At 70.6% G+C, this 22,847-nt stretch carries 17 protein-coding genes and 2 pseudogenes; 11 read left to right on the top strand and 8 right to left on the bottom strand.

Annotated features, from left to right (window positions below; genetic code table 11):
* Positions 1-44: 44 nt before the first annotated feature.
* From AB0O28_RS22875 to AB0O28_RS22860, 4 genes are all read right to left on the bottom strand, one after another.
* Entirely contained in the window at positions 45-836 is a 792-nt protein-coding gene (locus AB0O28_RS22875; RefSeq protein WP_363643253.1) for an ABC transporter permease, read from the bottom strand.
* The gene (locus AB0O28_RS22870) at positions 833-1,693 is read right to left on the bottom strand and encodes an ABC transporter ATP-binding protein (protein ID WP_363643251.1); all 861 of its coding nucleotides are present in this window, start codon (positions 1,691-1,693) and stop codon (positions 833-835) included. Before AB0O28_RS22870 ends, AB0O28_RS22875 begins: the two co-directional genes overlap by 4 nt.
* A 95-nt stretch (positions 1,694-1,788) precedes the next feature.
* A complete protein-coding gene (locus AB0O28_RS22865) occupies positions 1,789-2,436 on the bottom strand; it encodes a nitroreductase family protein (RefSeq protein ID WP_363643249.1) in 648 nt (215 codons plus the stop codon).
* 119 nt (positions 2,437-2,555) lie between these two features.
* Positions 2,556-3,674, bottom strand: a complete 1,119-nt coding sequence (locus tag AB0O28_RS22860) for a CaiB/BaiF CoA-transferase family protein (protein WP_363643247.1) — start codon at positions 3,672-3,674, stop codon at positions 2,556-2,558.
* Positions 3,675-3,812: 138 nt separating this feature from the next.
* Between AB0O28_RS22860 and AB0O28_RS22855 the strand changes: the two genes are divergently transcribed.
* The 4 genes from AB0O28_RS22855 (at position 3,813) to AB0O28_RS22840 (ending at position 8,184) form a co-directional block, all read left to right on the top strand.
* Positions 3,813-4,658 (top strand): metalloregulator ArsR/SmtB family transcription factor, encoded by an 846-nt coding sequence (locus AB0O28_RS22855; protein ID WP_363643245.1) that lies wholly within the window; start codon positions 3,813-3,815, stop codon positions 4,656-4,658.
* Complete coding sequence (locus tag AB0O28_RS22850) at positions 4,655-5,254, top strand: dihydrofolate reductase family protein (protein WP_363643243.1); 600 nt, start codon at positions 4,655-4,657, stop codon at positions 5,252-5,254. The genes AB0O28_RS22855 and AB0O28_RS22850 overlap by 4 nt, the downstream gene beginning before the upstream one ends.
* A 277-nt stretch (positions 5,255-5,531) precedes the next feature.
* A complete protein-coding gene (locus AB0O28_RS22845; protein ID WP_363643241.1) occupies positions 5,532-6,902 on the top strand; it encodes an FAD-binding oxidoreductase in 1,371 nt (456 codons plus the stop codon).
* A 25-nt stretch (positions 6,903-6,927) separates the two neighbouring features.
* The gene (locus tag AB0O28_RS22840; RefSeq protein ID WP_363643239.1) at positions 6,928-8,184 is read left to right on the top strand and encodes a class I SAM-dependent methyltransferase; all 1,257 of its coding nucleotides are present in this window, start codon (positions 6,928-6,930) and stop codon (positions 8,182-8,184) included.
* Positions 8,185-8,190: 6 nt separating this feature from the next.
* Here AB0O28_RS22840 and AB0O28_RS22835 read toward each other — a convergent pair whose 3' ends face one another.
* Positions 8,191-9,717, bottom strand: a complete 1,527-nt coding sequence (locus AB0O28_RS22835; RefSeq protein ID WP_363643237.1) for a long-chain fatty acid--CoA ligase — start codon at positions 9,715-9,717, stop codon at positions 8,191-8,193.
* A gap of 150 nt (positions 9,718-9,867) precedes the next feature.
* Between AB0O28_RS22835 and AB0O28_RS22830 the strand changes: the two genes are divergently transcribed.
* Positions 9,868-11,187, top strand: coding sequence for a cytochrome P450 (locus AB0O28_RS22830; protein WP_363643235.1), 1,320 nt, complete (start codon positions 9,868-9,870; stop codon positions 11,185-11,187).
* A gap of 50 nt (positions 11,188-11,237) precedes the next feature.
* Here AB0O28_RS22830 and AB0O28_RS22825 read toward each other — a convergent pair.
* A pseudogene (locus AB0O28_RS22825) lies at positions 11,238-11,387 on the bottom strand (transposase); the annotation flags it as partial.
* Between the two features lie 56 nt (positions 11,388-11,443).
* On the opposite strand from AB0O28_RS22825, the pseudogene AB0O28_RS22820 reads away from it, so the two are divergent.
* The 3 genes and pseudogenes from AB0O28_RS22820 to AB0O28_RS22810 form a co-directional block, all read left to right on the top strand.
* Positions 11,444-11,755 (top strand): annotated as a pseudogene (locus tag AB0O28_RS22820) (transposase); the annotation flags it as partial.
* 26 nt (positions 11,756-11,781) lie between these two features.
* Positions 11,782-12,222 (top strand): AraC family transcriptional regulator, encoded by a 441-nt coding sequence (locus AB0O28_RS22815; protein ID WP_363643233.1) that lies wholly within the window; start codon positions 11,782-11,784, stop codon positions 12,220-12,222.
* Positions 12,223-12,265: 43 nt separating this feature from the next.
* Positions 12,266-13,552, top strand: coding sequence for a cytochrome P450 (locus AB0O28_RS22810; protein ID WP_363643231.1), 1,287 nt, complete (start codon positions 12,266-12,268; stop codon positions 13,550-13,552).
* A 10-nt stretch (positions 13,553-13,562) separates the two neighbouring features.
* Here the strand turns inward: AB0O28_RS22810 and AB0O28_RS22805 are convergent, their stop codons facing one another.
* Positions 13,563-14,189: a helix-turn-helix transcriptional regulator gene (locus AB0O28_RS22805; RefSeq protein WP_363643229.1), complete on the bottom strand. Its 627-nt coding sequence runs from the start codon at positions 14,187-14,189 to the stop codon at positions 13,563-13,565.
* 187 nt (positions 14,190-14,376) lie between these two features.
* On the opposite strand from AB0O28_RS22805, the gene AB0O28_RS22800 reads away from it, so the two are divergent.
* A complete protein-coding gene (locus AB0O28_RS22800; RefSeq protein ID WP_363643227.1) occupies positions 14,377-15,045 on the top strand; it encodes a hypothetical protein in 669 nt (222 codons plus the stop codon).
* 73 nt (positions 15,046-15,118) lie between these two features.
* Here the strand turns inward: AB0O28_RS22800 and AB0O28_RS22795 are convergent, their stop codons facing one another.
* On the bottom strand, positions 15,119-16,789 hold the full coding sequence (locus tag AB0O28_RS22795; protein WP_363643225.1) for a hypothetical protein: 1,671 nt from the start codon (positions 16,787-16,789) through the stop codon (positions 15,119-15,121).
* A gap of 311 nt (positions 16,790-17,100) precedes the next feature.
* Between AB0O28_RS22795 and leuS the strand changes: the two genes are divergently transcribed.
* Together leuS and AB0O28_RS22785 are read left to right on the top strand one after the other, a co-directional pair.
* Entirely contained in the window at positions 17,101-19,563 is a 2,463-nt protein-coding gene (gene leuS, locus AB0O28_RS22790) for a leucine--tRNA ligase (RefSeq protein WP_363643223.1), read from the top strand.
* Between the two features lie 70 nt (positions 19,564-19,633).
* The gene (locus AB0O28_RS22785; protein ID WP_363643221.1) at positions 19,634-22,804 is read left to right on the top strand and encodes a PDZ domain-containing protein; all 3,171 of its coding nucleotides are present in this window, start codon (positions 19,634-19,636) and stop codon (positions 22,802-22,804) included.
* Positions 22,805-22,847 lie beyond the last annotated feature (43 nt).

Here is a 22,847-nt window from a genome sequence, read left to right as displayed (position 1 = left end):
CTCCGCCGGCTCTTCGCCGACCGTCACCAGCCCCGCGAGTCCGCTCACCTCCCGCGGACCCGGCGCAGCAACCAGGGGGCTAGAACCATACCGCCGACGGCCCACGCCCCCAGAACGGCCGCGGCCCGGCCGAGCGGCCAGCTGTGCCCGATCTCGGCCGCGAGGACGGAGTCGGGCAGGAACGCCGCGCGCAGTCCGACGCCCTGCCAGTAGAGCGGGAAGACCTGGGCTATGCCGCGCACCAGGCCGGGCATCACCTCCAGCGGGAACATCACCCCGGAGACGAGCATCAGGAGCATCGCCGGCAGGCCGAGCATGGCCGCGGCCGCCTTCGGCCCGGACACCAGGCTGCCGATGACCGCGCCCAGCGGCACGACGGCCAGCGTACCGAGCATCAGGACCCAGGCGAGAGTGAACCACCGCCCGGGCGTCGACGGCACGGAAACCCCGGCGAGCGGCACGGCCACCAGCAGGACGAGCGCGGCGTTGAGCGCGATCGTCAGCAGCGTCGTGACGGCCCGCCCGGTCAGGTAGACCCGGATGCCTCCCGGCAGCGTCCGGGCCCGCATCAGCGTGCCCTCCTCGCGGTCCGCGGCGATCAGCATGGGCAGCCCCATCAGCCCGGTCGAGAACACCGCGAACGCCAGGAACCCCGGCGTCATGAACGCCGCCATGGACACGGGCGTGCCGGGCACGTTGTTGCCGCCGATGAACAGGACCAGCACCACGTAGGTGCCGACGGTCCCGATGAGGGCGTTCAGCAACTCCTTGCGGTCGCTCCAGAGGTTGAGCTGCTCGGTCCAGCCCCGCCGCAGCCCCAGGATCGCCGCGTTCATCGCGTCCCTCCCACCGTCGCCGTCTCGCGTGTCTCCTCGATGAGATCCAGGTAGCTCTCCTCCAGGGTCGGCCGCCTGATCTCCAGCCCGGGGACCGGGCCGCCGTACCGCCGATGCAGGTCCCAGGCCACGCCGGAGGGGTCGGCGGTCTCCAGCTCGCCGTCCGCCCAGCGCACCAGCGACGGCGCCTGCACGGCGCGGGCCAGCTCGGCCGGGCTGCCGCAGGTGACCACCCGCCCGGCCACGAGTACGGCGATGCGCCCGGACAACCGCTCGGCCTCGGGCAGGTCGTGCGTGGTGAGCAGCACGGTCAGCCCCTCCTCGCCGGCCAGCCGCTCGATCAGCAGGTGGAACTCCCGCCGGGCCTCGGGGTCGAACCCGGTCGTGGGCTCGTCGAGGAACAGCACCTCGGGACGGCCGACGATGCCGAGCGCGACGTCCAGCCGGCGGCGCTGGCCCCCGGACAGCACCCCCGCCCGGTTGCGCGCCGCCTCGGTCAGGCCGAGAGCGGCGAGCAGCTCGTCGACGTCGCGCGGCTTCTCGTAGTGCGCCGCGACGTGCGCGAGCAGGTCGCGCACCCGCCAGCGGGGGTGGTCACGCCATGACTGCACCACCACGCCGAGCCGCGCCCGCCAGGCGTCCCCGGCCCGCGCCGGGTTCTCGCCGAGCACCTCGGCCTCGCCCGACCAGCCCGTACGGAACCCTTCCAGGATCTCGACCAGGGTGGTCTTGCCGGCGCCGTTGGGCCCCAGCAGCGTGAACACCTCGCCCCTGCGCAGGTCGAGGTCGACGCCGTTCAGGACCTGAACGGGCCCGTACGCCATGCGGAGTCCGCGTACGCGGATCACGTCATGCATGTGCCCTCCAATGAAGTAGCCGTGCTCTCGAATGTAGTAGGTGTACTACATTCGAGACAAGAGCTGCTTCATCGGAGAGCAGTCACGTGATCGACTCAGGGCGTCCAGAGGGGTTCGTGGATCTCGAAGCCGACCGGCTCACCCCACTGGTTGCGGTAGGCGACCTCGTGGGCGGGCCGGCGCGGGGCCACCCCCCAGCGGCCGGTCGGGTAGCCGAAGGTGACCATGCACGCCACCTGCCAGCCCTTGTCCACGGGCACGCCGAGGATCCGCATCGTCTCGGCGCCGTGGAACAGTCCCAGCACGGACGTCAGCGCGCTGCCCACCCCGAAGGCGCGGGCGGCGAGCTGGGCGCTCCACACCGAGGGGTAGATGGAGCCGCCGCCGGCGTCGTTGCGGGTGAACGCGAACATCAGCAGGGGATAGGCCTCGAAGTTGTCGGCCAGGTGCTGGGCCGACCGCAGCACGTTCAGCGTGCGGGCGTCGCCGGTCGCCTCGGCCCGCTCGCGCATCGGCTTGTAGTGCCCTTCGAACAGCCTGCCGAGCGCGTCCCGGTACAGCGGCCCCAGCTGGGACTTCACCTCGGGGTCGTCCACCAGCAGGAACCGCCAGCCCTGGGTGTTGCCGGCGCTGGGTGCGCGGACCGCGGCGTCCAGGATGCGTTCCTGGACCTCCATCGGGATGGGGTCGGGCTTGACCCGCCGCATGGCGCGGGTCGTGTAGAGGGCCTCGAAAATGTCCATATGGGGGATCTCCTCGGTCGTCTCGGGGGAAGGGGAGCCGGGGGTCGGGGCGCCCGGGCACGGCCAGGCGAGTGCGGTCGGGTTAGTGCGGTCGAGGCAACACGGTCAGGCCGAAACGGTCAGGCCAGCACGCCGGCGGCACGCAGGGCCTTCGCCTCGTCGCCGGGCAGGCCCCACGCGCTCAGGTCGTGCAGCCGTGTCGCAGGGGACAGGGCGGCGCGCGGCGCCCCCACCAGCCGGGGCGCGGGCGCGGCCTGCGGCAGCCCGCCGACCTCCACGAATGTGCCGCGCGCCCGGTTGTGCGGATGCCGGACGGCCTCGCGCGGGTCGAGCACGGGGGACACGCAGGCGTCGGAGCCCTCGAAGACCGCCTCCCATTCGGCCCGGGTGCGCGACAGGAACGCCTCGGTGAGCCGCTCCCTGATGGCCGGCCAGTTCGCGGGGTCGTCGCGGGCGGGCATGTCGCCGAGGCCCATCCGGGTGAGCATCTCCGCCCAGAACTGCGGCTCCAGCGCGCCCACGGCGAGGAAACCGCCGTCGGCCGTCTCGTACGTGTCGTACATGGGGGCGCCGGTGTCGAGGAGGTTGGTGCCGCGTGGGCCCCAGTGGCCGGAGTGCACCCCGCCGTAGAACATCGAGAACAGCAGCGCCGCGCCGTCGACCATCGCGGCGTCCACCACGCGGCCGAGTCCGGTGCGCTCCCGCTCCAGCAGGGCCAGCAGCACGCCGTACGCCAGCATGAGACCGCCGCCGGCGAAGTCACCGAGGATGTTGATCGGCGGGGTGGGCTTGCCGCCCTCGCGGCCCAGCATCGACAGCACCCCGGCGATCGCGATGTAGTCGATGTCGTGCCCGGCGGTGGAGGCGAGCGGGCCGTCCTGGCCCCAGCCGGTCATGCGGCCGTAGACCAGCCGCTCGTTCACCGCGTGCAGGTCGGCGGGGCCGATGCCGAGCCGCTCCGCGACCCCGGGACGGAACACCTCGATCACCACGTCGGCCCGCCCGGCCAGCCGCTTGAAGGCGGCGACGCCCTCGGGCGACTTCAGGTCGAGGCCGATCGTGCGCTTGCCGCGATCCATCACCTCACGGCGCGGGGTGTCGCTCACGGCCTGCACCCGGTCGACCCGCAGCACCTCGGCGCCGTGGTCGGCGAGCATCATCCCGGCGAACGGCCCGGGGGCGAGACCGGCCAGCTCCAGCACCCGGATCCCCGCCAGCGGTCCCCGCGGCTCGTCCATCGCACCCTCCTCACATCGGGCATCACTTCACGCGACAAGTAGAACATGTTTCTGGAGGCGCGCCGGAACGGCTTGTGCCGACGGCGGAGATGAATATTCCTTGACACGAATATTCTTCATGGCGAATACTTTCGCTTCGTGGACGTACTCCTCGCCGCGCTGGCCGACCCGGCCCGATGGCGGCTCGTGACTCTGCTGGCCGAGCGCCCCCGGCCGGTCGGCGTCCTGGCCCGGCTCGCCGAGGCGCGCCAGCCGCAGACGACCAAGCACCTGCAGACCCTCGAACGCGCCGGCATCGTCACCTCCCGCCGCACCGGTCAGCGCCGCATCTACGCGCTCCGGTCCGAGCCCCTTCGGGAGCTCGCGGACGCGCTCGGCCGGCTCGCCGACACCGCTGACGAGGCCGGCGGCCCGCGGGAGACCTACGATCGCTACGGGCTCAGCCTCCACGCGGAGCGGCTCGCCGCGAAGGAGCCGGGATGGGCCGACGGCCGCTCGTTCGGGTTCCACCGGTCGCTGGAGGGGCGGCCCGAGCTGGTCTGGCACCACCTGACCGACGCCTCGCTGCTCGCCCACTGGTGGACGCCCGACGATCTGCGCGTCTCCGAGCTCGTGTTCGAGGCGCGACCGGGCGGGCGGATCGCTCATGAATACCGCGATGTCGAGGACATAGACGGTTCCGGCCACATCGCCGGGCGCGCGGAGGGGGTCGTCGGCGAGGTGCGCCCTTACGAGCACCTCGCCTACCGGCTCTCTCCGCTGCTTCCCGAGGGCGGCCGGGCCTTCACCGCCCACCTCGACCTCGACCTCAGGCCCACCGGCACCGGCACGGACCTCGACGTCCGCTTCCGCATCACCGACAGCACCGTCGACTCCGCGGACTTCATCGCGGGGATCGAGATCGGCTTCGGCCAGAGCCTCGACAAGCTCGCGGCGACCCTTGCCGCGAAGGCACACGACACCGATACAAGGAGCACGACATGACCGACTCGACCGGCCGCAGGGTGACCGCGAACCTGAGTCTCACCCTCGACGGGCGTTACCACGGTCCCGGCGGTCCCGGCGATTTCGCTGCGTTCGCTCCCTACGTGATCACCGAGGTCGCGCGAAACCACATGAACCGCATCTGGGAGGGCGCGACGACGGCGGTGCTCGGCCGGATCAACGCCGAGGGATTCATGGGGTACTGGTCATCGGTCGCCGACGACGAGAACGCCGACCCTCGTGACCGCGGATACGCCAAGTGGCTGGTCGGCACGGAGAAGGTGGTCTTCTCGACCACCTTGACCGAGGCGCCGTGGGAGCGCACCCGTGTGGTGAACGCCCCCGCTGCCGATGTCGTCAAGGACCTCAAGGCCACCGGCGGAGGCGACATCCTCGTCAACAGCAGCGCCGGCGTCATCAAGCCGCTCCTGTCGGCGGACCTGCTCGATCGGCTGTACCTCATGATTCTTCCTGAGATCGCCGGAGGCGGGCGCCGCCTGTTCGACGACGGCCTGCCGGCGACGAAGTGGACGCTCACCCACCAGGAGACCGGCGAGCTGGGCGAGATCGCCCTGGTCTACGACCGAGTCCGCTGAGCGGGCCGCCCGGCGCCCGGCCGGCGCCACCCGAGCCGAGTGGACGTGTCCACGGGATGATCGGCACGCCGCCGTCCGTCCAGGGTCATGACGGTTTCCACAGTTACGGCAGGGGCGGCGGAGGCGATGAAAAGAGGCAGGATACGATCTACGCCGACGCTGCGACACGCGATCACCGGATAGTTTTCGCGGGCGTAACGTGTCTACTCTGGTCTGCGTTCCCCTCTGGGGATAGCGTGCCAAGAAGGCGATCTCTACGATCCATGGGGGTGGTGTCATGCCAGAGCGCACGGCCAGTATGACCGCCCATAAAAAGGCCGTCGAGCAGATCAGGGACTCCTACTCGGCCATTCCGGAGGACGCCGCTCCCCGGCTGGCCAAGCCCACGACGAACCTGTTCCGCTTCCGCGCGCCGGCCAAGACGGCCACGCTGTCCGCCCGCGATCTGGACCAGGTCATCCACGTCGACCCGGTGACCATGACGGCCGAGGTCCAGGGCATGACTACGTACGAGAACCTGGTGGACGCCACGCTTCCGTACGGGCTCATGCCCTACGTCGTGCCGCAGCTCAAGACGATCACGCTGGGCGGTGCGGTCACCGGCCTCGGCATCGAGTCGACGAGCTTCAAGGACGGCCTGCCGCACGAGTCGGTCGAGGAGCTGGAGATCCTCACCGGCGACGGGCGGATCCTGGTGGCCCGGCCGGACAACGAACACGCGGACCTGTTCCAGGCGTTCCCCAACTCCTACGGCACGCTCGGCTACGCCCTGCGGATCCGGATCAAGCTGGCCCGGGTGAAGCCGTACGTCAAGCTGACGCACATCCGCTTCAGCGACGCCGACAAGTGCATGCTCGCCATGCAGGAGATCTGCGAGAGCCGCGAACACGACGGCGAGCAGATCGACTTCGTCGACGGCACGTTCTTCGGCCCGGACGAGCTGTACATCACGGTGGGCTCGTTCTCCGACCGGGCACCCTACACGTCCGACTACACCGGCATGCGGATCTACTATCAGTCGATCCGCAGCCGTGTCCGCGACTGGCTGACGGTGCGCGACTACCTGTGGCGCTGGGACACCGACTGGTTCTGGTGCTCGCGCGCCTTCGGTGTGCAGCAGCCGCTGGTCCGCTCGCTCCTGCCGCGCCGCTACCTGCGGTCGGACGTCTACCGCAAGCTCGTCGGCCTCGACCAGAGGTACGGCGTGACCGCCAGGATCGACCGCTGGCGCAACAACCCGGTGCACGAGTCGGTCATCCAGGACGTCGAGGTGCCCGTCGAGCGCGGCGCCGAGTTCCTGGAGGTCTTCCACGACCAGGTCGGCATGACCCCGGTGTGGATGTGCCCGCTCAAGGCGACCGGCAATTGGTCGCTCTACCCCCTGGAGCCGGGCCGTCTCTACGTGAACTTCGGCTTCTGGGGCATGGTGCCCCTGCCACGCGGTCAGTACGACGGGTACCACAACCGGTTGATCGAGCGAGCCGTTCACTCGCTCGACGGCCACAAGTCGCTGTACTCCACCTCGTTCTACGAGCGTGAGGAGTTCTGGCGGCTCTACAACGGGGACGCCTACTGGCCGGTCAAACGCGCTTACGACCCGGGCGGCCGGCTGCTGGACCTCTATGACAAGTGCGTCAGAGGCCGGTAGGCGTCGAAACGTCGGGAGAGGTGCAATGACTCTTGCGAAGATCTTCGAGAAGATCGTCGGTCCTGACGCGGGCGTCGAGTTCGTCGCCTACGACGGCAGCAAGGCCGGAACGTCGGGGGCGGACGTCCGCATCGAGGTGAAGTCGCCGGTGGCGGTGGCCTACCTCGCGCAGGCGCCGGGAGAGCTCGGCCTCGCCCGCGCGTACATCACCGGGCACATCGATGTGCACGGGGACATGTACACCCTGCTCGACCGGATGTGGTCGCTGACGCTCAACGACCTGCCGCTCAGCGAGAAGGTCGCCGCGGTCCGCTCGCTCGGGATCAAGCCGCTGCTGATGCGTGTGCCGCCGCCGCCGCAGGAGGCGCGGCAGAGCACGCTGGCGAAGCTGGGCAGCCGGCATGCCAAGCAGCGCGACGCCGAGGTGATCCACCACCACTACGACGTCTCCAACCGCTTCTACGAGTGGGTGCTCGGCCCCTCCATGGCCTACACCTGCGCGGTCTTCCCGCGGCCGGACGCGACGCTGGAGGAGGCGCAGTACACGAAGTTCGACCTGGTCGCCAAGAAGCTCGACCTCAAGCCGGGCATGCGGCTGCTCGACGTCGGCTGCGGCTGGGGCGGCATGGTCATGCACGCGGCCAAGGAGTACGGCGTGAAGGGCCTCGGCGTCACGCTGTCGCGCCAGCAGGCCGAGTGGGCGCAGAAGGCCATCGCGGAGGCCGGGCTGTCGGAGCTCGCCGAGGTCCGCTACATGGACTACCGCGACGTCGCGGAGACCGGGTTCGACCGGGTCAGCTCGATCGGCCTCACCGAGCACATCGGCAAGGACAACCTGCCGTCGTACTTCTCCTTCCTGTACGGCAAGCTCAAGCCGGGCGGGCGCCTGCTCAACCACTGCATCACCCGCCCGACCAGCACGGAGAAGACCCTCAACAAGGGCGGCTTCATCAACCGCTACGTCTTCCCCGACGGCGAGCTGGAGTCGGTGGGCTACCTGATCCGCCAGATGGAGGACACCGGTTTCGAGGTCCGCCACGAGGAGAACCTGCGCGAGCACTACGCGCTGACGCTGCGCGAGTGGTGCAAGAACCTCGACGACCACTGGGACGAGGCGGTCGAGGAGGTCGGCCAGGGCACCGCACGGGTCTGGCGGCTCTACATGGCCGGCTGCGTCGTCGGCTTCGAGCGCAACAAGGTGCAGCTCCACCAGGTGCTCGGCGTCCGGCTCGACGAGGGACAGTCGCACGTTCCGCTGCGCCCGTCCCTCGACTGGCCGTGAGCGGCTCTACCGCAACTCGCGCTTGAGGATCTTGCCGGTGGCGGTCATCGGCAGGGACTCGCGGAACTCCACGATCCGCGGGTACTTGTAGGCCGCCATCGTCTCCCGGCACCACGCCACCAGTTCCTCCTCGGTGGTCGTGGCGCCGGGCTTGCGGATGACGTACGCCTTGACCTCCTCGCCGTGGGAGTCGTGGGGCACCCCGACGACCGCGGCGAGCGAGACCGCGGGGTGGGTCATGAGGACCTCCTCGATCTCCCGCGGATACACGTTGAACCCACCCCGGATGATCATGTCCTTGGCCCGGTCGACGATGAAGTAGTAGCCGTCCTCGTCCCGCCTGGCCATGTCACCGGTGCGGAACCAGCCGTCCTTCATCACCTCGGCGGTGGCCTCGGGCCGGTTGTAGTAGCCCTTCATGATGTTGTGGCCACGGACGGCGATCTCGCCGATGTCGTCGGCCGTGTTCCAGAGGGCGTCCACCAGCTTCATCTCGACGCCCCAGATCGGCGTGCCGATCGAGCCGGCCTTCGCGGGCCTGCCCGGCTGGTTGAACGAGGCCACGGGCGCGGTCTCCGACAGGCCGTAGCCCTCCAGGATGTCCACGCCGAACGTCGCGCTGAAGTCCTTGAGCACCTCGACCGGCAGCGCCGAGCCACCGGAGACCGCCGTGACCAGCGAGGACGGCACCTCGGCCGCCCCGGCGTGCACGGCGGTGAGCATGGCCCAATACATCGTCGGCACCCCGGCGAACAACGTGACCTGCTCGCGCTTCATCAGCGCGAGGGCCTCGGCCGGCTCGAAGCGCGGCAGCAGCACGAGCGCGCCGCTGCGCCGGAACCCGGCGTTCATCAGCACCGTCTGGCCGAAGGAGTGGAACAGCGGCAGTGCGACAAGATAGGTGTTGTCCGCCTGCCGGGGGAACATCTCGTCGCTGACGACGGCGTTCATGACCATGTTCTGGTGGGTGAGCTCGGCGCCCTTCGGCTGGCCGGTGGTGCCGCTGGTGTAGAGGATCACCGCCGTGTCGTCGGCGGAGGTCTGCACGGTCTCGAACTCGCCGGACACCCCGTCGAGGGCCGCCCACAGCGTCTCGCCGAGCTCGGACTCGGTGGCGAACGGTGTGGCCGGCAGCACGATGAAGTGCTCCGCGCGCTCGGCCTCGGCGAAGCCGGCCCTGCCCCGCTCGCCGAGCGGCAGCTCGGGCGTGCCCTCGAAGCAGAAGAAGGCCTTGGCGTCGGAGTCGTTCAGGTGGTAGGCGATCTCCCGCGACTGCAGCAGCACGTTCAGCGGGACGACGGTCGCGCCCGCCTTGAGGATTCCGTAGTAGACGAACGGGAAGTACGGCAGGTTGGGACAGGCCAGCGCCACCTTGTCCCCCCTGCCGACGCCGCGCGCGACGAGCAGGTTGGCGATCTGGTTGGCGATGGTGTTCACGAGCGAGTACGGCAGGCGCATGTCGCCGAAGACGACCGCGGTGGCGTCGGGCTTCTCCCGTGCGCTGTCATCCAGCACGACGGCCAGGTTGAGCATCTGCCGCTCCCTCTTCTATCGGACCGATCAGGTCCATACCAACCGGTAGGTACCTCAGCGTAACGGCTGGGGCGGCGGATGTTGAGGGTGCGGTGACAAGGGCGTTCCCGACTCTTGACGATGCGGTGCCCCCGCACGAGAGTGGGCGGCATGGACACGGCTGTCGACCTGTCCCACATCCCGTTCTGGGGGCTGCCCCAGGCCGAGCGGCACGAGGCGTTCCGCCGCCTGCGCGCGCTCGACCGCCCCGTCTTCTTCCGTGAGAACAAGATCCCCTTCATCGGCCACGGCCCGGGCTACTTCGCGCTGGTGCGGCACGCCGACGTGACCGAGGCGAGCCGGAACGCCGCGGTCTTCAGCAGCGAGCCGACGGCCAACAGCATCAACGACATGCCGCGCTGGCTGGCCGTCTACTTCGGCTCGATGATCAACATGGACGATCCCCGGCACGCCCGCCTGCGGCGGATCGTCTCGCGGGCGTTCACCCCGCGGATCCTGGCGAAGATGGAGGAGGACCTGGCCCGGGCCGCCCGGGAGATCGTCGACCGGGCCGTGCGGGAAGGGCCCGGCGACTTCGTCACCCAGATCGCCGCCCGATTACCCGTACGGGTGATCTGCGACATGATGGGCATCCCGGCGGAACATCACGACCGGGTGCTGCGCCGTACGAACACGGTCCTGGCCAACGCCGACTCCGAGTATTCGGGCGTCAGCGTCGACCCGTCCAGTCCGGACGGCTCCTTCGGCCGCTGGAGCACCGCCCGCGGGCTGGCGGCGCTGCTTCGAGCCGGGCACGACCTGAACACGCTGGCCCGCCGCCTGGCCCGGGAGCGCCGCCGGCGGCCCACCGGCGACCTGACCAGCATGCTCGTGCACGGTGAGGAGCGCCTCACCGCCCAGGAGCTCGGCTCGTTCTTCATCCTGCTCGTCGTCGCCGGGAGCGAGACCACGCGCAACGCCGTCGCGCACGGGCTCAAACTGCTCACCGACCACCCCGACCAGCGCGCGCTGCTGCTGGAGGACTTCGACGGACGCGTCGCGGGCGCCGTCGAGGAGATCGTCCGCTACTGCACCCCCGTCATCCAGTTCCGGCGCACCGTGACGCGCGATCACACGATGAACGGCCAGGACTACCGCGCGGGCGACAAGGTTCTGCTGTTCTACAACTCCGCGAACCGGGACGAGGCCGTCTTCTCTGATCCCGACGTCTTCGACATCACCCGGAGTCCCAACCCCCACGTCGGCTTCGGTGGCCCCGGTCCCCACTACTGCCTGGGCGCCCACCTCGCCCGCCGGGAGATCACGGTGATGTTCCGGGAGCTGTTCGACCGCATGCCCGCCATCCGCTCCGTGGGCGAGCCGTCGTACCTGCTGTCCAACTTCATCAACGGCGTCAAGCACATGAGCTACCGGATTCGTCCGCAGTGCTCCGGCCTTCAGGCCGGGGGTGAAGCGGACTGTCCCGCGTAGCGGGGCAGGGAAAGCCGGTTCGCCGTCAGGCGGATCGGCGTCTTGGCAGATCAGACGGGGCGGTTGTGCTGCTCGATGTACTGGTTGAGGGCGCTGATCGGTGCGCCGCCCACGCTCCCGGCGAAGTGGGAGCCCGACCACAGCGTGTTCGCCCGGTAGTAGTGGCGGGCCAGTTCGGGGAACTCGGTCCGCAAACGCCGTCCCTGCGTGCCCTGACTCCCCGTACGCGCCCATCAACGGATGGTAAAACCTTGGTGTGCGGCTTCGGTACAACTTCCGCCTCTCTCCGGCCCCCGCCCAGCAGGTCGCGCTGGCCCGGGCGTTCGGGTGCGCGCGGGTGGTGTTCAACGACGGGCTGCGCCTGCGGCGGGAAGCCCACGCCGCCGGGTTGCCGTACATCTGCGACGGGGAGTTGTCCACGCGGGTCATCACGCAGGCGAAGAAGACCTCGGAACGCTCCTGGCTGGCCGAAGTGTCCGCTGTGGTGTTGCAGCAGGCGCTTGCCGATCTGAACACCGCCTACCGGAACTTCTTCGCCTCCATCACGGGCAAGCGGCAGGGGCCGAAGACGGCCCGCCGCCCGGCGACGGCCTGGTGAGGCGCGTCGTCGACCACATCACCGGCCACCCGGACGTCGACCTGTCCACCGCCGCGCTGGCGGCCGGCGCGGGTGTGAGCGAGCGCCATCTGACCCGGCTGTTCCTCAAGCACACCGGGCAGGCGCCGGGCCGGTTCGTCCGCCGGGCCCGCACCGAGGCCGCCGCCCAGCTCCTCGCCGCCACGTCGCTGCCCATGGCCGCCGTCGCGGCCCGCTGCGGCTTCGGGACGGCGGAGACCCTCCGCCAGGCGTTCGTCGACCTGTACGGCATCCCGCCCTCGCGTTACCGCCTGACCCAGGCCGGCGCGCAGCCCCGGTCCTCCGCGCCGGACACCGGTGAGCCCGGTGCTGAGCCCGGTGCCGGGCCCGCAACTGAGCGCCGTGGCGGGCCCACGGCCGGGCCCACTGCCGATGAGCCCGTCACTGTGGCAGACTGACGGCCGAATGTGGTTCTAGTCACTCGGAAGGGCCGGCCTCTTCATGACGACACCGCCGACGGAGCCCGTGGGGCGTACGCCCATCACCTCGGCCGCGGACATCGACCTCAACGACTGGAACTTCTGGGGCCTCCCGGACGAGGATCGCGAGCACGCGTTCCGGCTGCTGCGCGACCTGGACACGCCCGCCTTCTTCCCCGAGCCGGAGTTCACCTTCGCGGGCACTCCCCAGGGCCCGGGCTACCACGCGCTCGTCCGGCACGCCGACATCCTGGAGGCCAGCCGCAACCCGGAGGTCTTCTGCTCGGGCGACGGCGGGGCCACCAACATCCCGGACCTCCCGGCGGAGTTCGCCGAGTATTTCGGCTCGATGATCAACATGGACGACCCGCGGCACGCGCGCCTGCGGCGGATCGTCTCGCGCGCCTTCACGCCACGGATGATCAAGCAGTTCGAGTCCGACGTGGACGCCGCCGCCTCGCGCATCGTGGACGAGCTGCTGGAGACCGGCCCCGGCTGCGACTTCGTCACCGAGGTGGCCGCGAAGCTGCCCTTGAAGATCATCTGCGACATGATGGGCATCCCGGCGAAGGACTACCAGTTCGTCTTCGACCGCTCGAACATCGTCCTCGGCGCCACCGACCCGGAGTACGTCAGCGACCGTGAGGACATCGCGCACGCGCTTCTCACCGCGGGGATGGAGCTGCAGCAACTCGTGCAGGACCTGGCCGCGCTGCGGATGGACACGCCGACCGACGATCTCACCTCGTCGCTGGTCAACGCCAACATCGACGGGGAGCAACTGACCGCCCAGGAGCTCGGTTCGTTCTTCATCCTGCTCGTCGTGGCCGGCAACGAGACCACCCGCAACGCCATCTCGCACGGCCTGCGCCTCCTCACGCTCAACCCGGATCAGCGACGGCTGTGGCTGGAGGACTTCGAGGGCCGGGCGCCGCGCGCGATCGAAGAGATCGTCCGGCTGGCCGCGCCGGTCAACTACATGCGCCGCAAGGTCACCCGCGACCACGAGATGAACGGCAACCTCTACCGCGAGGGCGAGAAGGTGCTGCTGTACTACTGGGCGGCCAACCGCGACGAGCGGGTCTTCGACGACCCGCTGCGCTTCGACATCCTGCGCGACCCCAATCCGCACGTCGGCTTCGGCGGCCCGGGTCCGCACTTCTGCCTGGGCGCCCATCTGGCCCGCCGGGAGATCACCGCGATGTTCCGCGAGCTGCTGCGGCGGGTCCCGCAGATCGAGGCGGGCGAGCCGGAGCGCCTGCTGTCCAGCTTCATCAACGGCATCAAGCACATGACCTGCGAGTTCTGAACCGGCCGGATCAAGGACAACGAGGCTTGAGGTAGGCGGGGTCGACCCACCCGCTCCTCCCGTCCGTCGTGGACACGTGCCGGTAGCGGCCGGCGTCGTCGCCCCCGCCCGCGTCGGTCAGGGCGAGGCCGTGCGGGAGCTGCACGAGCGGCTCCCCGTAGCGGTCGCGCAGCCACAGGTCCCGCGCGGCCACCTCGTACCGGCCGCAGCCGGCGTCCGCCTGCGAGGCGGAGGGGGAGGCCGCGGCGTCGCCGCTCGTCAGCACGGTGCGGACCTGGAGCACGAGCGCGAGTGCGATCACCGACGCTCCGACGCCGAAGGCGGCGGCCCACGGCACCCGCGGTCCGGTGCGGCGCCGCCGTCCTGTCTCGCCGGCGGCCGTAAGGGCCGCTGCGGTCTCCAGGTCGATGCCTGGTGAGGGATCGTTCGCCGGCTCCATGCCGGAGGCCGGTGCGAGGACCCGGCGGATGACCGCCAATTCCTCCGTTTTGAACGCGCGGCGGCCCATTTCGCACCGTGAGAGCGTCGGTGTCGACATTCGCACTCCTTGTCGGCTGACCTCCTTCGCGAGCTCCCGCTGCGTCATGCCCGCCGCCTCCCGTGCCCGCCGGACCTCGTCGCCCGCCGTCTCCTCCACGTGTTTTCACCCCTGCTGTTTCCGGTTTCACGCGCACGTTTCCGCTGGTGGGCGCGTTTTCTGGATTTCATCGATTTCAGCAGTGAAAATACCTGTCGCAGCTGATCGTGACGTACATAATCGCATCGGTCCGGTTCCTTCCGGGCTAATGACCCGCATTCCGTCACGCCATACGAAAGGCTTCCACGTGAGACCTGCTTTCGCAGTCAAGACTCCGGTGACGCTCGCGCTGGCGGCGGTGATCTGCGTGCCCACCGCGGCGAACGCCGCCACGAGCGCCAGGAGCGATGCGCGGACCGTCGCCCGCACGGCGACGGCGGCGCAGACGAAGCTGTTCGTCCGCTACGCCGCCGCCACCACCTGCACGGTCTATCTCAACTACCCCAAGCCCGGAGTCGTCGCGAACACGACCTTCACCATCCCCGCCGGGCGCCACCTCATCTGGCGGTACAACGTGGACGGCGAATGGGCCCTCGTCTCGGACCCCGGGCGTGCCCACGACGCCTTCCCCTGGTGGGGCTTCACCCGGCGTGACTGCATCGGCCGCTCGGTCCCGCAGCAGGACTATCCGGCGGGCCAGCCGGCGCCGGACAGGGTTCAGGAGGGCCGGAGCAACGTCTCGCCGTCGGGATGGCGCCCCGTCGGCTTCACCCTGCCCCCGGCGCGCATCGTCGAGCAGCGCAGGCTTGTGACTCGCAACGCCACCCTGCGCGACGAGGCCAACTTCGTCATCGGCAACGTCCTGCCGGGCTGGCACGTCCACGTCAGCGACAAGAGCCGGTCGCAGGGCCACTGGGTCTACGTGTTCGTGCCCAACGCCCAGCGGTGGGGATACATGGAAGCAGCGGCCCTGTAAGGGGCTGGGAGCGCATCCGCCGAGCCGGTGCGCGGGGCCGCCCGCGCACCGGCGTCGCGTCGCCGGTTGCCTCTCAGCGGATCGGCTTGATCGACCGGAAGACCGTGTTGATGTCGGCGAGCAGATCGCTCTTCGGCTGAGGCACGGCCATGTAGACGATCGTGGGCAGGTCGGCGCCGGTGTTCACGGCCGCGATCACGACCGTGGTGCTCGCGCCGCCGGCCGTCACCTTGTACGCGGTCAGCAGACCGGTCAGGCCGTTGCGGGCCAGGCGCTGCTGGGCGGTCCTGGTGGCCTTGTTGTCCTTGGGGAACTGGGTCTGCCGCGCCCGGTACATCACCGCGTTGACGACAGGGCCCAGGTTGTCGGGCGTGGTGTACTTCGCGGCCAGCGACGGGGCCAGTGTGCCCGACATCACCAGGGCGAACTCGCTCTTGCCGTCCGCGGTCGTACCGGCCTGCACGTACTGCCTGCTGGTGAAGCCGTACGTCGCCTTGATCTGGGCCGGGTTCGCGTCCGCCTGCCAGGGGCCGCCGAGCTTGGGCAGCGTGATCCGGCCGGCGGTGTCGGTGAGCACGCCGTTCACGGGGGAGGCCGTGCCCTTGTAGACGGGCAGCCGTGTGGCCTGCGCCTGAGGCTTGGTCGTGGCGCCGGACTTGGCGGGGGAGGGCTTCGCGGACGTCGCCGCCTCGGCCGTGTCGCCGGAGCTGAGCGGCCCGGCGGCGAACGCCCACACGAGCACCCCGACGAGCGCGGCGACGGCCGAGGCCACCAGCGCGTACAGCCAGACCGGCCGGCCGGGCTCCTCCTCGTACTCGTCGATGGCCTGATAGTTCTCCCCGAACACCGTGTTCCACAGCTCCTGCTGCCGGTGCGCGGGAGGCGTCTTCGGCCCGCTGATCTGTCCCGCCGTCACGAACGGCCGATACGGATCCTCCGGCTGAGAAGGCGGTGGCGGCGCCATGGAGGCGGGCGGGGCGGACTCCGCGTACGAGCGGACCGAGGGGGTGAACGGAGACGAGGGCTGTGAGCGGTCCTGGCCACCGGGGAACGTGACCCCGTGCGGGCCGGGCTGTCCCTGGTTCGGGCCGTGGCTCTGGCCGTGGTTCTGGCTCTGATCGGGGCCGGCGGGGCCCGGCCTGCCGTACACAGGGGCGGGGCCGCCGAAGGGCGCGGGCCCGCCGCTCTGCGCGGGGCCGCCGAAACTCTCCCTGCCGCCGAAACCCTGCCGGCCGCCGAGACTCCCTGGCTCGCCGAAGCCCCCTGTGCCGCCGAAGCCCTCTGTGCCACCGAACTTCTCAGGACCACCGAGATTCTCTGTGCCACCGAAATTCTCCGGCCCGCCGGAGGAAGGAGCGGAGCCGGGCCGGTCGGGCTCGCCGAAGGCGGGGGCGGGCTGCCGCGCGCCGGGCAGTGGACCCGCCATGGTCGCGGTGGCGTCCGCGGGCTGCTGCGGCGCCCCCTCGACGAAGGAGCGCACGGTGGGGGTGAAGGAGGAGGGCGGAGGCACCTCGGGCCAGGCCGGCGGGATCTCCGGCCACGCCGGTTCCCGCTGGTGTTCGCTGCGGTCCGTGGGCACGGCACCTCCCGAGATCATGCCCGAATTGGGGGTGCCTGGCATGATCTCATGCGAGCCGGGGGCTGCCGCAGCGAAACCACGGAATGCCTCGCGGAACTGCTCGCCCGTGGGGTCGGTGGGCGGGTCCTGCATCGGGAGATCCGCGGGCGGGAATGAGTTGGCCACGGCAGCACAGTAGGGGAATGGACATAAGAGCCCACAACGGATCTATCACCATCGGATATCGCACTCTGACAGGCGAGGTCAGCCTGGCAGGGGCACAAGAGCGAACGGTGACGCACTTGCCGTCTGCGCTACGCTTGACACGCGTGCCGCCACCCTGCTGCGCGGGCAGTCGCGTCACGAACGGGACGCGATAGCGCGGGCTGCCCCTCCCTTCCGGGCCACAGGCGGGCCAGGAGCGGGGTGCGGCGGGGGTGATGCCCCGGGCGGGCGCCTTCATTTGTGTGATTCCAGCCGCCTGGCGAGGAGTGGAAGTGGACGAGCCGGTGTACGACCCGCAGGCGCTGCAGGCCAAGTGGCTGCCGCGGTGGGAGGAGCTGAACCCCTTCGCGGCGGTCGAGGACCTCGCGGACACCAGGCCGCGCAAGTACATGCTCGACATGTTCCCCTACCCCTCGGGCGACCTCCACATGGGGCACGGCGAGGTCTTCGCGATCGGCGACGTCATCGCGCGCTACTGGTTCCAGAAGGGCTACAACGTCCTGCACCCCATCGGGTGGGACTCCTTCGGCCTGCCCGCGGAGAACGCGGCCATCAAGCGCAACGCCCACCCCGCCGAGTGGACGTACAAGAACATCGACACCCAGGCGAACTCGTTCAAGCGGTATGCCATCGCCTTCGACTGGTCGCGGCGCCTGCACACCAGCGACCCGGAGTACTTCCACTGGAACCAGTGGCTGTTCACCCGCTTCTACGAGCGGGGCCTGGCCTACCGCAAGGGCGGCCTGGTCAACTGGTGCCCGCAGGACCAGACCGTGCTCGCCAACGAGCAGGTCGTGGCGGGCAAGTGCGAGCGCTGCGGCGCCGACGTCGTCCGCCGCGAGCTGACGCAGTGGTACTTCAAGATCACTGACTACGCCGACCGGCTGCTCGACGACATGGCGCAGATCGAGGGCGGCTGGCCCGAGCGGATCCTCACCATGCAGCGCAACTGGATCGGCCGCTCCACCGGAGCCGACGTCCGGTTCCGCATCGAAGGCCGCGACGAGCCGGTCACCGTCTACACCACCCGCCCCGACACGCTGTACGGCGCGACGTTCTTCGTCGTGGCGGCCGACGCGCCGCTGGCGGAGGAGATCGTCGCCCCCGGGCAGGCGGAGGCGCTGGCCGCCTACCGCGCCGAGGTCGCCAAGCTCTCCGACATCGAGCGGCTGTCCACCGAGAAGGAGAAGACCGGCGTCTTCCTCGGCACGTACGCGATCAACCCGGTCAACGGGGAGCGCATCCCGGTCTGGGCGGCCGACTACGTGCTGTCCGACTACGGCCATGGCGCGATCATGGCGGTGCCCGCGCACGACCAGCGCGACCTCGACTTCGCGCGGAAGTTCGGCCTGCCGGTGAAGGTCGTCGTCCACACCGGCCTGGCCGACCCGGGCGAGACCGGCGTCGCCACCCCCGGCGAGGGCACGCTGGTCAACTCCGGTCCGCTGGACGGGCTGACCAAGACCGAGGCGATCCAGAAGATCATCGAGGTGCTGGAGGAGCGCGGCACCGGCAAGGCCGCGGTGAACTACCGCCTGCGCGACTGGCTGCTGTCGCGGCAGCGGTTCTGGGGCACCCCGATCCCGATCATCCACTGCATGGACTGCGGCGAGGTCCCGGTGCCGGACGACCAGCTCCCGGTCACGCTGCCCGACCTGCGCGGCGCGGCCCTGCAGCCGAAGGGCGTCTCGCCGCTGGCCGGTGCCACGGACTGGGTCAACGTCTCCTGCCCCAAGTGCGGCGGGCCCGCCCAGCGGGACACCGACACGATGGACACGTTCGTCGACTCGTCGTGGTACTTCCTGCGTTACTGCGACCCGCACTACACCGACGGGCCGTTCGACGTCGAGAAGGTCCGCACGTGGGGCCCGATCGACCAGTACATCGGCGGCCAGGAGCACGCGGTGCTCCACCTGCTGTACACGCGGTTCTTCACCAAGGTCCTGCACGACATGGGCATGCTGGACTTCACCGAGCCGTTCCTGCGCCTGCTCAACCAGGGCCAGGTCATCAACCAGGGCAAGGCGATGTCGAAGTCCCTCGGCAACGGTGTGGACCTCGGCCAGCAGATCGACAACTACGGCGTGGACGCCGTCCGGCTCACGATGATCTTCGCCGGGCCGCCGGAGGACGACATCGACTGGGCCGACGTCTCGCCGGCCGCGTCGCAGAAGTTCCTGGCTCGCGCGTTCCGCGTGATGGCCGAGGCCGGTGCGGCGTCCGCCCCGGGGATCGACTTCTCCGGCGGTGACGTCGAGCTGCGCAAGGTCACCCACCGGACCATCGACGAGGTGACCAAGCTCGTCGAGGGCTACCGGTTCAACGTCGCGGTGGCCCGCATGATGGAGCTGACCTCGGCCGCCCGCCGGGCGATCGACGCCGGTCCCGGTGCGGCCGACCCGGCCGTCCGCGAGGCCGCCGAGACCTTGGCGATCATGCTGTCGCTGGTCGCGCCGTACGCCGCGGAGGAGGGCTGGGAACGGCTCGGGCACGCGCCGTCGGTCGCGAAGGCCGGCTGGCCCGTGGCCGACCCGGCGCTGCTGGTCCAGGAGTCGGTCACGGCCGTGGTCCAGGTGGCGGGAAAGCTCCGCGACCGGCTGGAGGTCTCCCCGGACATCTCCGAGGCCGACCTGCAGGCACTGGCCCTGGCATCGGACAAGGTCCGGCCCTACCTGGACGGCGAGCCGCGCAAGGTGATCGTGCGGGCGCCGAAGCTGGTCAACATCGTCCCGTAACGGGTGACCCCGGCTCCGCCGTACCTGTCCGGTACGGCGGAGCCGCCGCCATTCGGCATAGGGTGCGCATGTGGCGAATGGTGCGTACCTGAGATACCCCCACCTGAACGGTGACCTCCTCGCTTTCGTGGCGGACGACGACGTCTGGCTGGCGCCCACGAGCGGCGGCAGGGCCTGGCGGTTCACTGCCGACCGGGTGCCGGTCTCCCATCCCCGGTTCTCTCCCGACGGCACACGCATCGCGTGGACGAGCACCCGCGAGGGCGATCCCGAGGTGTTCGCCGCCGATCTGGACGGCGGTGAGGGCGAGCGGCTCACCCACTGGGGCAACGGCATGACGGGCGTGCGCGGCTGGACCGAGGACGGGAACGTGCTGGCCGTCACCGCCGCGGGCCACGGCTCGCGCTCCCGGCAGTGGGCGCACGCGGTCCCGCTGGACGGCGGCCCGGCGGCGGCGCTGCCGTACGGCAGGGTCAGCGAGGCCGCGGTCAGCGGACCCAGGGTGGCGACGGTCTCCGCGGTGTGGCGCGAGCCGTCGCAGTGGAAGCGATACCGCGGCGGCACCGCGGCCAAGATCTGGGTGGACGCCACGGGCGACGGCGAGTTCACCCGTCTGTTCGGCGACAACCCCGCGCAGCACTGGTCGGTCATGTGGGTGGGGGAGCGACTGGCCTTCCTCGCGGACACCGACGGCGACGGCAACCTCTACTCCTGCCTGCCCGACGGCTCGGACCTGCGGCAGCACACCGCACACCGCGGCTTCTACGCACGTCATGCCGCGTCCGACGGCTCCCGCGTCGTCTACAGCTTCGGCGGCGACCTGTGGCTGCTGGAGAGCCTGGACGCCGAGCCGTACAAGCTGGACATCACGGTGAGCGGGCCGCGCCCGGCCAGAGCCAGGCGGCCGGCGCCCAACAGGGTCGGCGGCTTCGCGCCCGACCGCACCGGGCGGGCCAGCGTGGTCGAGATCCGCGGCACCGCCCACTGGCTGACCCACCGCGACGGCCCCGCGGGCGTGCTGCGCGCCGAGCCGGGCGTCCGGGTACGGCTGCCGCGGCCCCTCGACAACGTCGGCCGGGCCGTCTGGGTGTCGGACGCCTCGGGCGAGGACGCGCTGGAGATCGGCACGCCCGGAGGTGACATCCGCACGCTCGCCGCGGGTCAACTCGGCAGGGTGCTCGACCTCGCCGCCGCGCCGGACGGCGAGCACGTCGCGGTCGCCACCCACGACGGGCGGTTGCTGGTGGTCGACCTCGAGTCCGGGAACGTCCGCGAGGTGGACCGCACCACCCACGGCGACGTGCAGCACCTGACGTTCTCGCCGGACTCGGCCTGGCTCGCGTGGGCGCATGCCTATCAGCCCTGGCGCTGCCACATCAAGCTGGCCCGCGTGGACGGCAGCACCGTGATCGAGGCGACCCCGCCGCGTTTCAACGACTACAGCCCGACCTTCACCAAGGACGGCAAGCACCTGGCCTTCCTGTCGGACCGCACGTTCGATCCGGTCTACGACAGGCACGTCTTCGACCTGTCCTTCCCCGCCAGTTGCCGGCCGTACCTGGTGCCGCTCAAGGCCACCACGCCCTCGCCGTTCGATCCCTCGCTCGCCGGCCGTGGCTTCAACGGAGAGGACGAGGCCGGTTCCGGAGCCAAGAACGGGAAGAACGACGCCAAGAACGACGGCACGCCCGGCCCGCCGCCGGCGACCGAGGTGGACGCCGACGGGCTGGCGGCGCGGATCGTGCCCGTGCCGGTGCCCGCCGGCACCTACTCCACCCTGCGTGCCGCCAAGGACGGCCTGCTGTGGCTTCGCCACCCGCTCACGGGCGAGCTCGGCGACGGCAGCGAGTCCGGCGAGCCGGTCCTCGAGCGCTACGACCTGGTCAGGCGCAAGGTCGGCGAGCTGGACGGGGAGTTCGGGTTCTTCGAGGTGAGCGGCGACGGCACGCGCCTGGTGGCCGTCGGCGGGAACGGCCTGCAGACGCGCTCCACCGGGGAGGACGACGAGATCGTCACCATCGACCTGGAGCGGGTGTCCGTGACCGTCGACCCGGTCGCCGAGTGGCGGCAGGCCTACAACGAGGCCGGGCGGCTGATGCGCGACCACTTCTGGCGGGCGGACATGAACGGCGTGGACTGGCCGGAGACGCTCGCTCGCTACGCCCCCCTCGTGGAGCGGTTGGGCGCCTACTCCGAGCTGATCGACCTGCTTTGGGAGGTCCAGGGTGAGCTGGCCACCTCCCACGCCTACGCGCGGCCGAACGGCGCCGGCCGGGATCCCAAGCGGCGCCAGGGCCTGCTCGGCGCGGATCTCGCCCGGGACGAGAGCGGGGTGTGGCGCGTCAGCCGCATCCTGTCCGGGGAGTCCTCCGACCACGAGGCCCGCTCGCCGCTGCTCGCCCCCGGCGTCGCCGTCCGGGAGGGCGACGCGATCGTCTCCGTGGGCGGGCGCCCGGTCGACCCGGTCCGCGGGCCGCTGGCGCTGCTGTCCGGTACGGCGGAGCGGCCCGTGGAGCTGACCGTCCAGCCCGGCTCCGGAGGCGAGACCCGCCGGGTCGTCGTCACACCCGTCGCCGACGAGACGCGCCTGCGGTACCACGACTGGGTGACCGGACGCCGGGCGTTCGTGCGTGAGGCGTCGGGCGGGCGGCTCGGCTACCTGCACGTGCCGGACATGATGTCCACCGGATGGGCGCAGTTCCACCGGGATCTGCGCGCCGAGATGGACTTCGACGGGCTCATCGTGGACGTGCGCGACAACGGCGGCGGCCATGTCTCCGAGCTGGTGCTGGAGAAGCTGCAGCGGCGGGTGACCGGGTGGTCGCTGGCCCGTGGGTACGAGCCGCAGCGCTACCCGGAGGACTCGCCCCGCGGGCCCGTCGTGGCGGTTACCGACGAGTTCGCGGGGTCGGACGGGGACATCGTCAGTGCCGGGATCAAGAACCGCGGCATCGGACCGCTCGTGGGCACGCGGACCTGGGGCGGCGTGATCGGCATCGACTCGCGGTACTCCCTGGTGGACGGGACCGTCGTCACGCAGCCGCGGTACTCGTTCTGGCTGGAGGGCGAGGGGTGGGGCGTTGAGAACCACGGCGTCGACCCGGACGTCGAGGTCGTCATGACCCCGCAGGACCTGGTCGCCGGGCGGGATCCGCAGCTGGCGCGGGCGGTGGAGCTGGCCCTGGCGGCGCTGGAGGAGCGGCCTGCGGCGACTCCGCCGGAGGTGCCGCCGCTGCGGTGACCCCGGGAACGTTGACGATCGACCGGCCTACCGGACAAAATTA

This window comes from Microbispora sp. NPDC088329 (assembly GCF_040685655.1).
GTDB lineage: Bacteria > Actinomycetota > Actinomycetes > Streptosporangiales > Streptosporangiaceae > Microbispora.
Note: the sequence above shows the minus strand (reverse complement) of the source record. Positions and strands in the feature narration are given on the sequence as shown.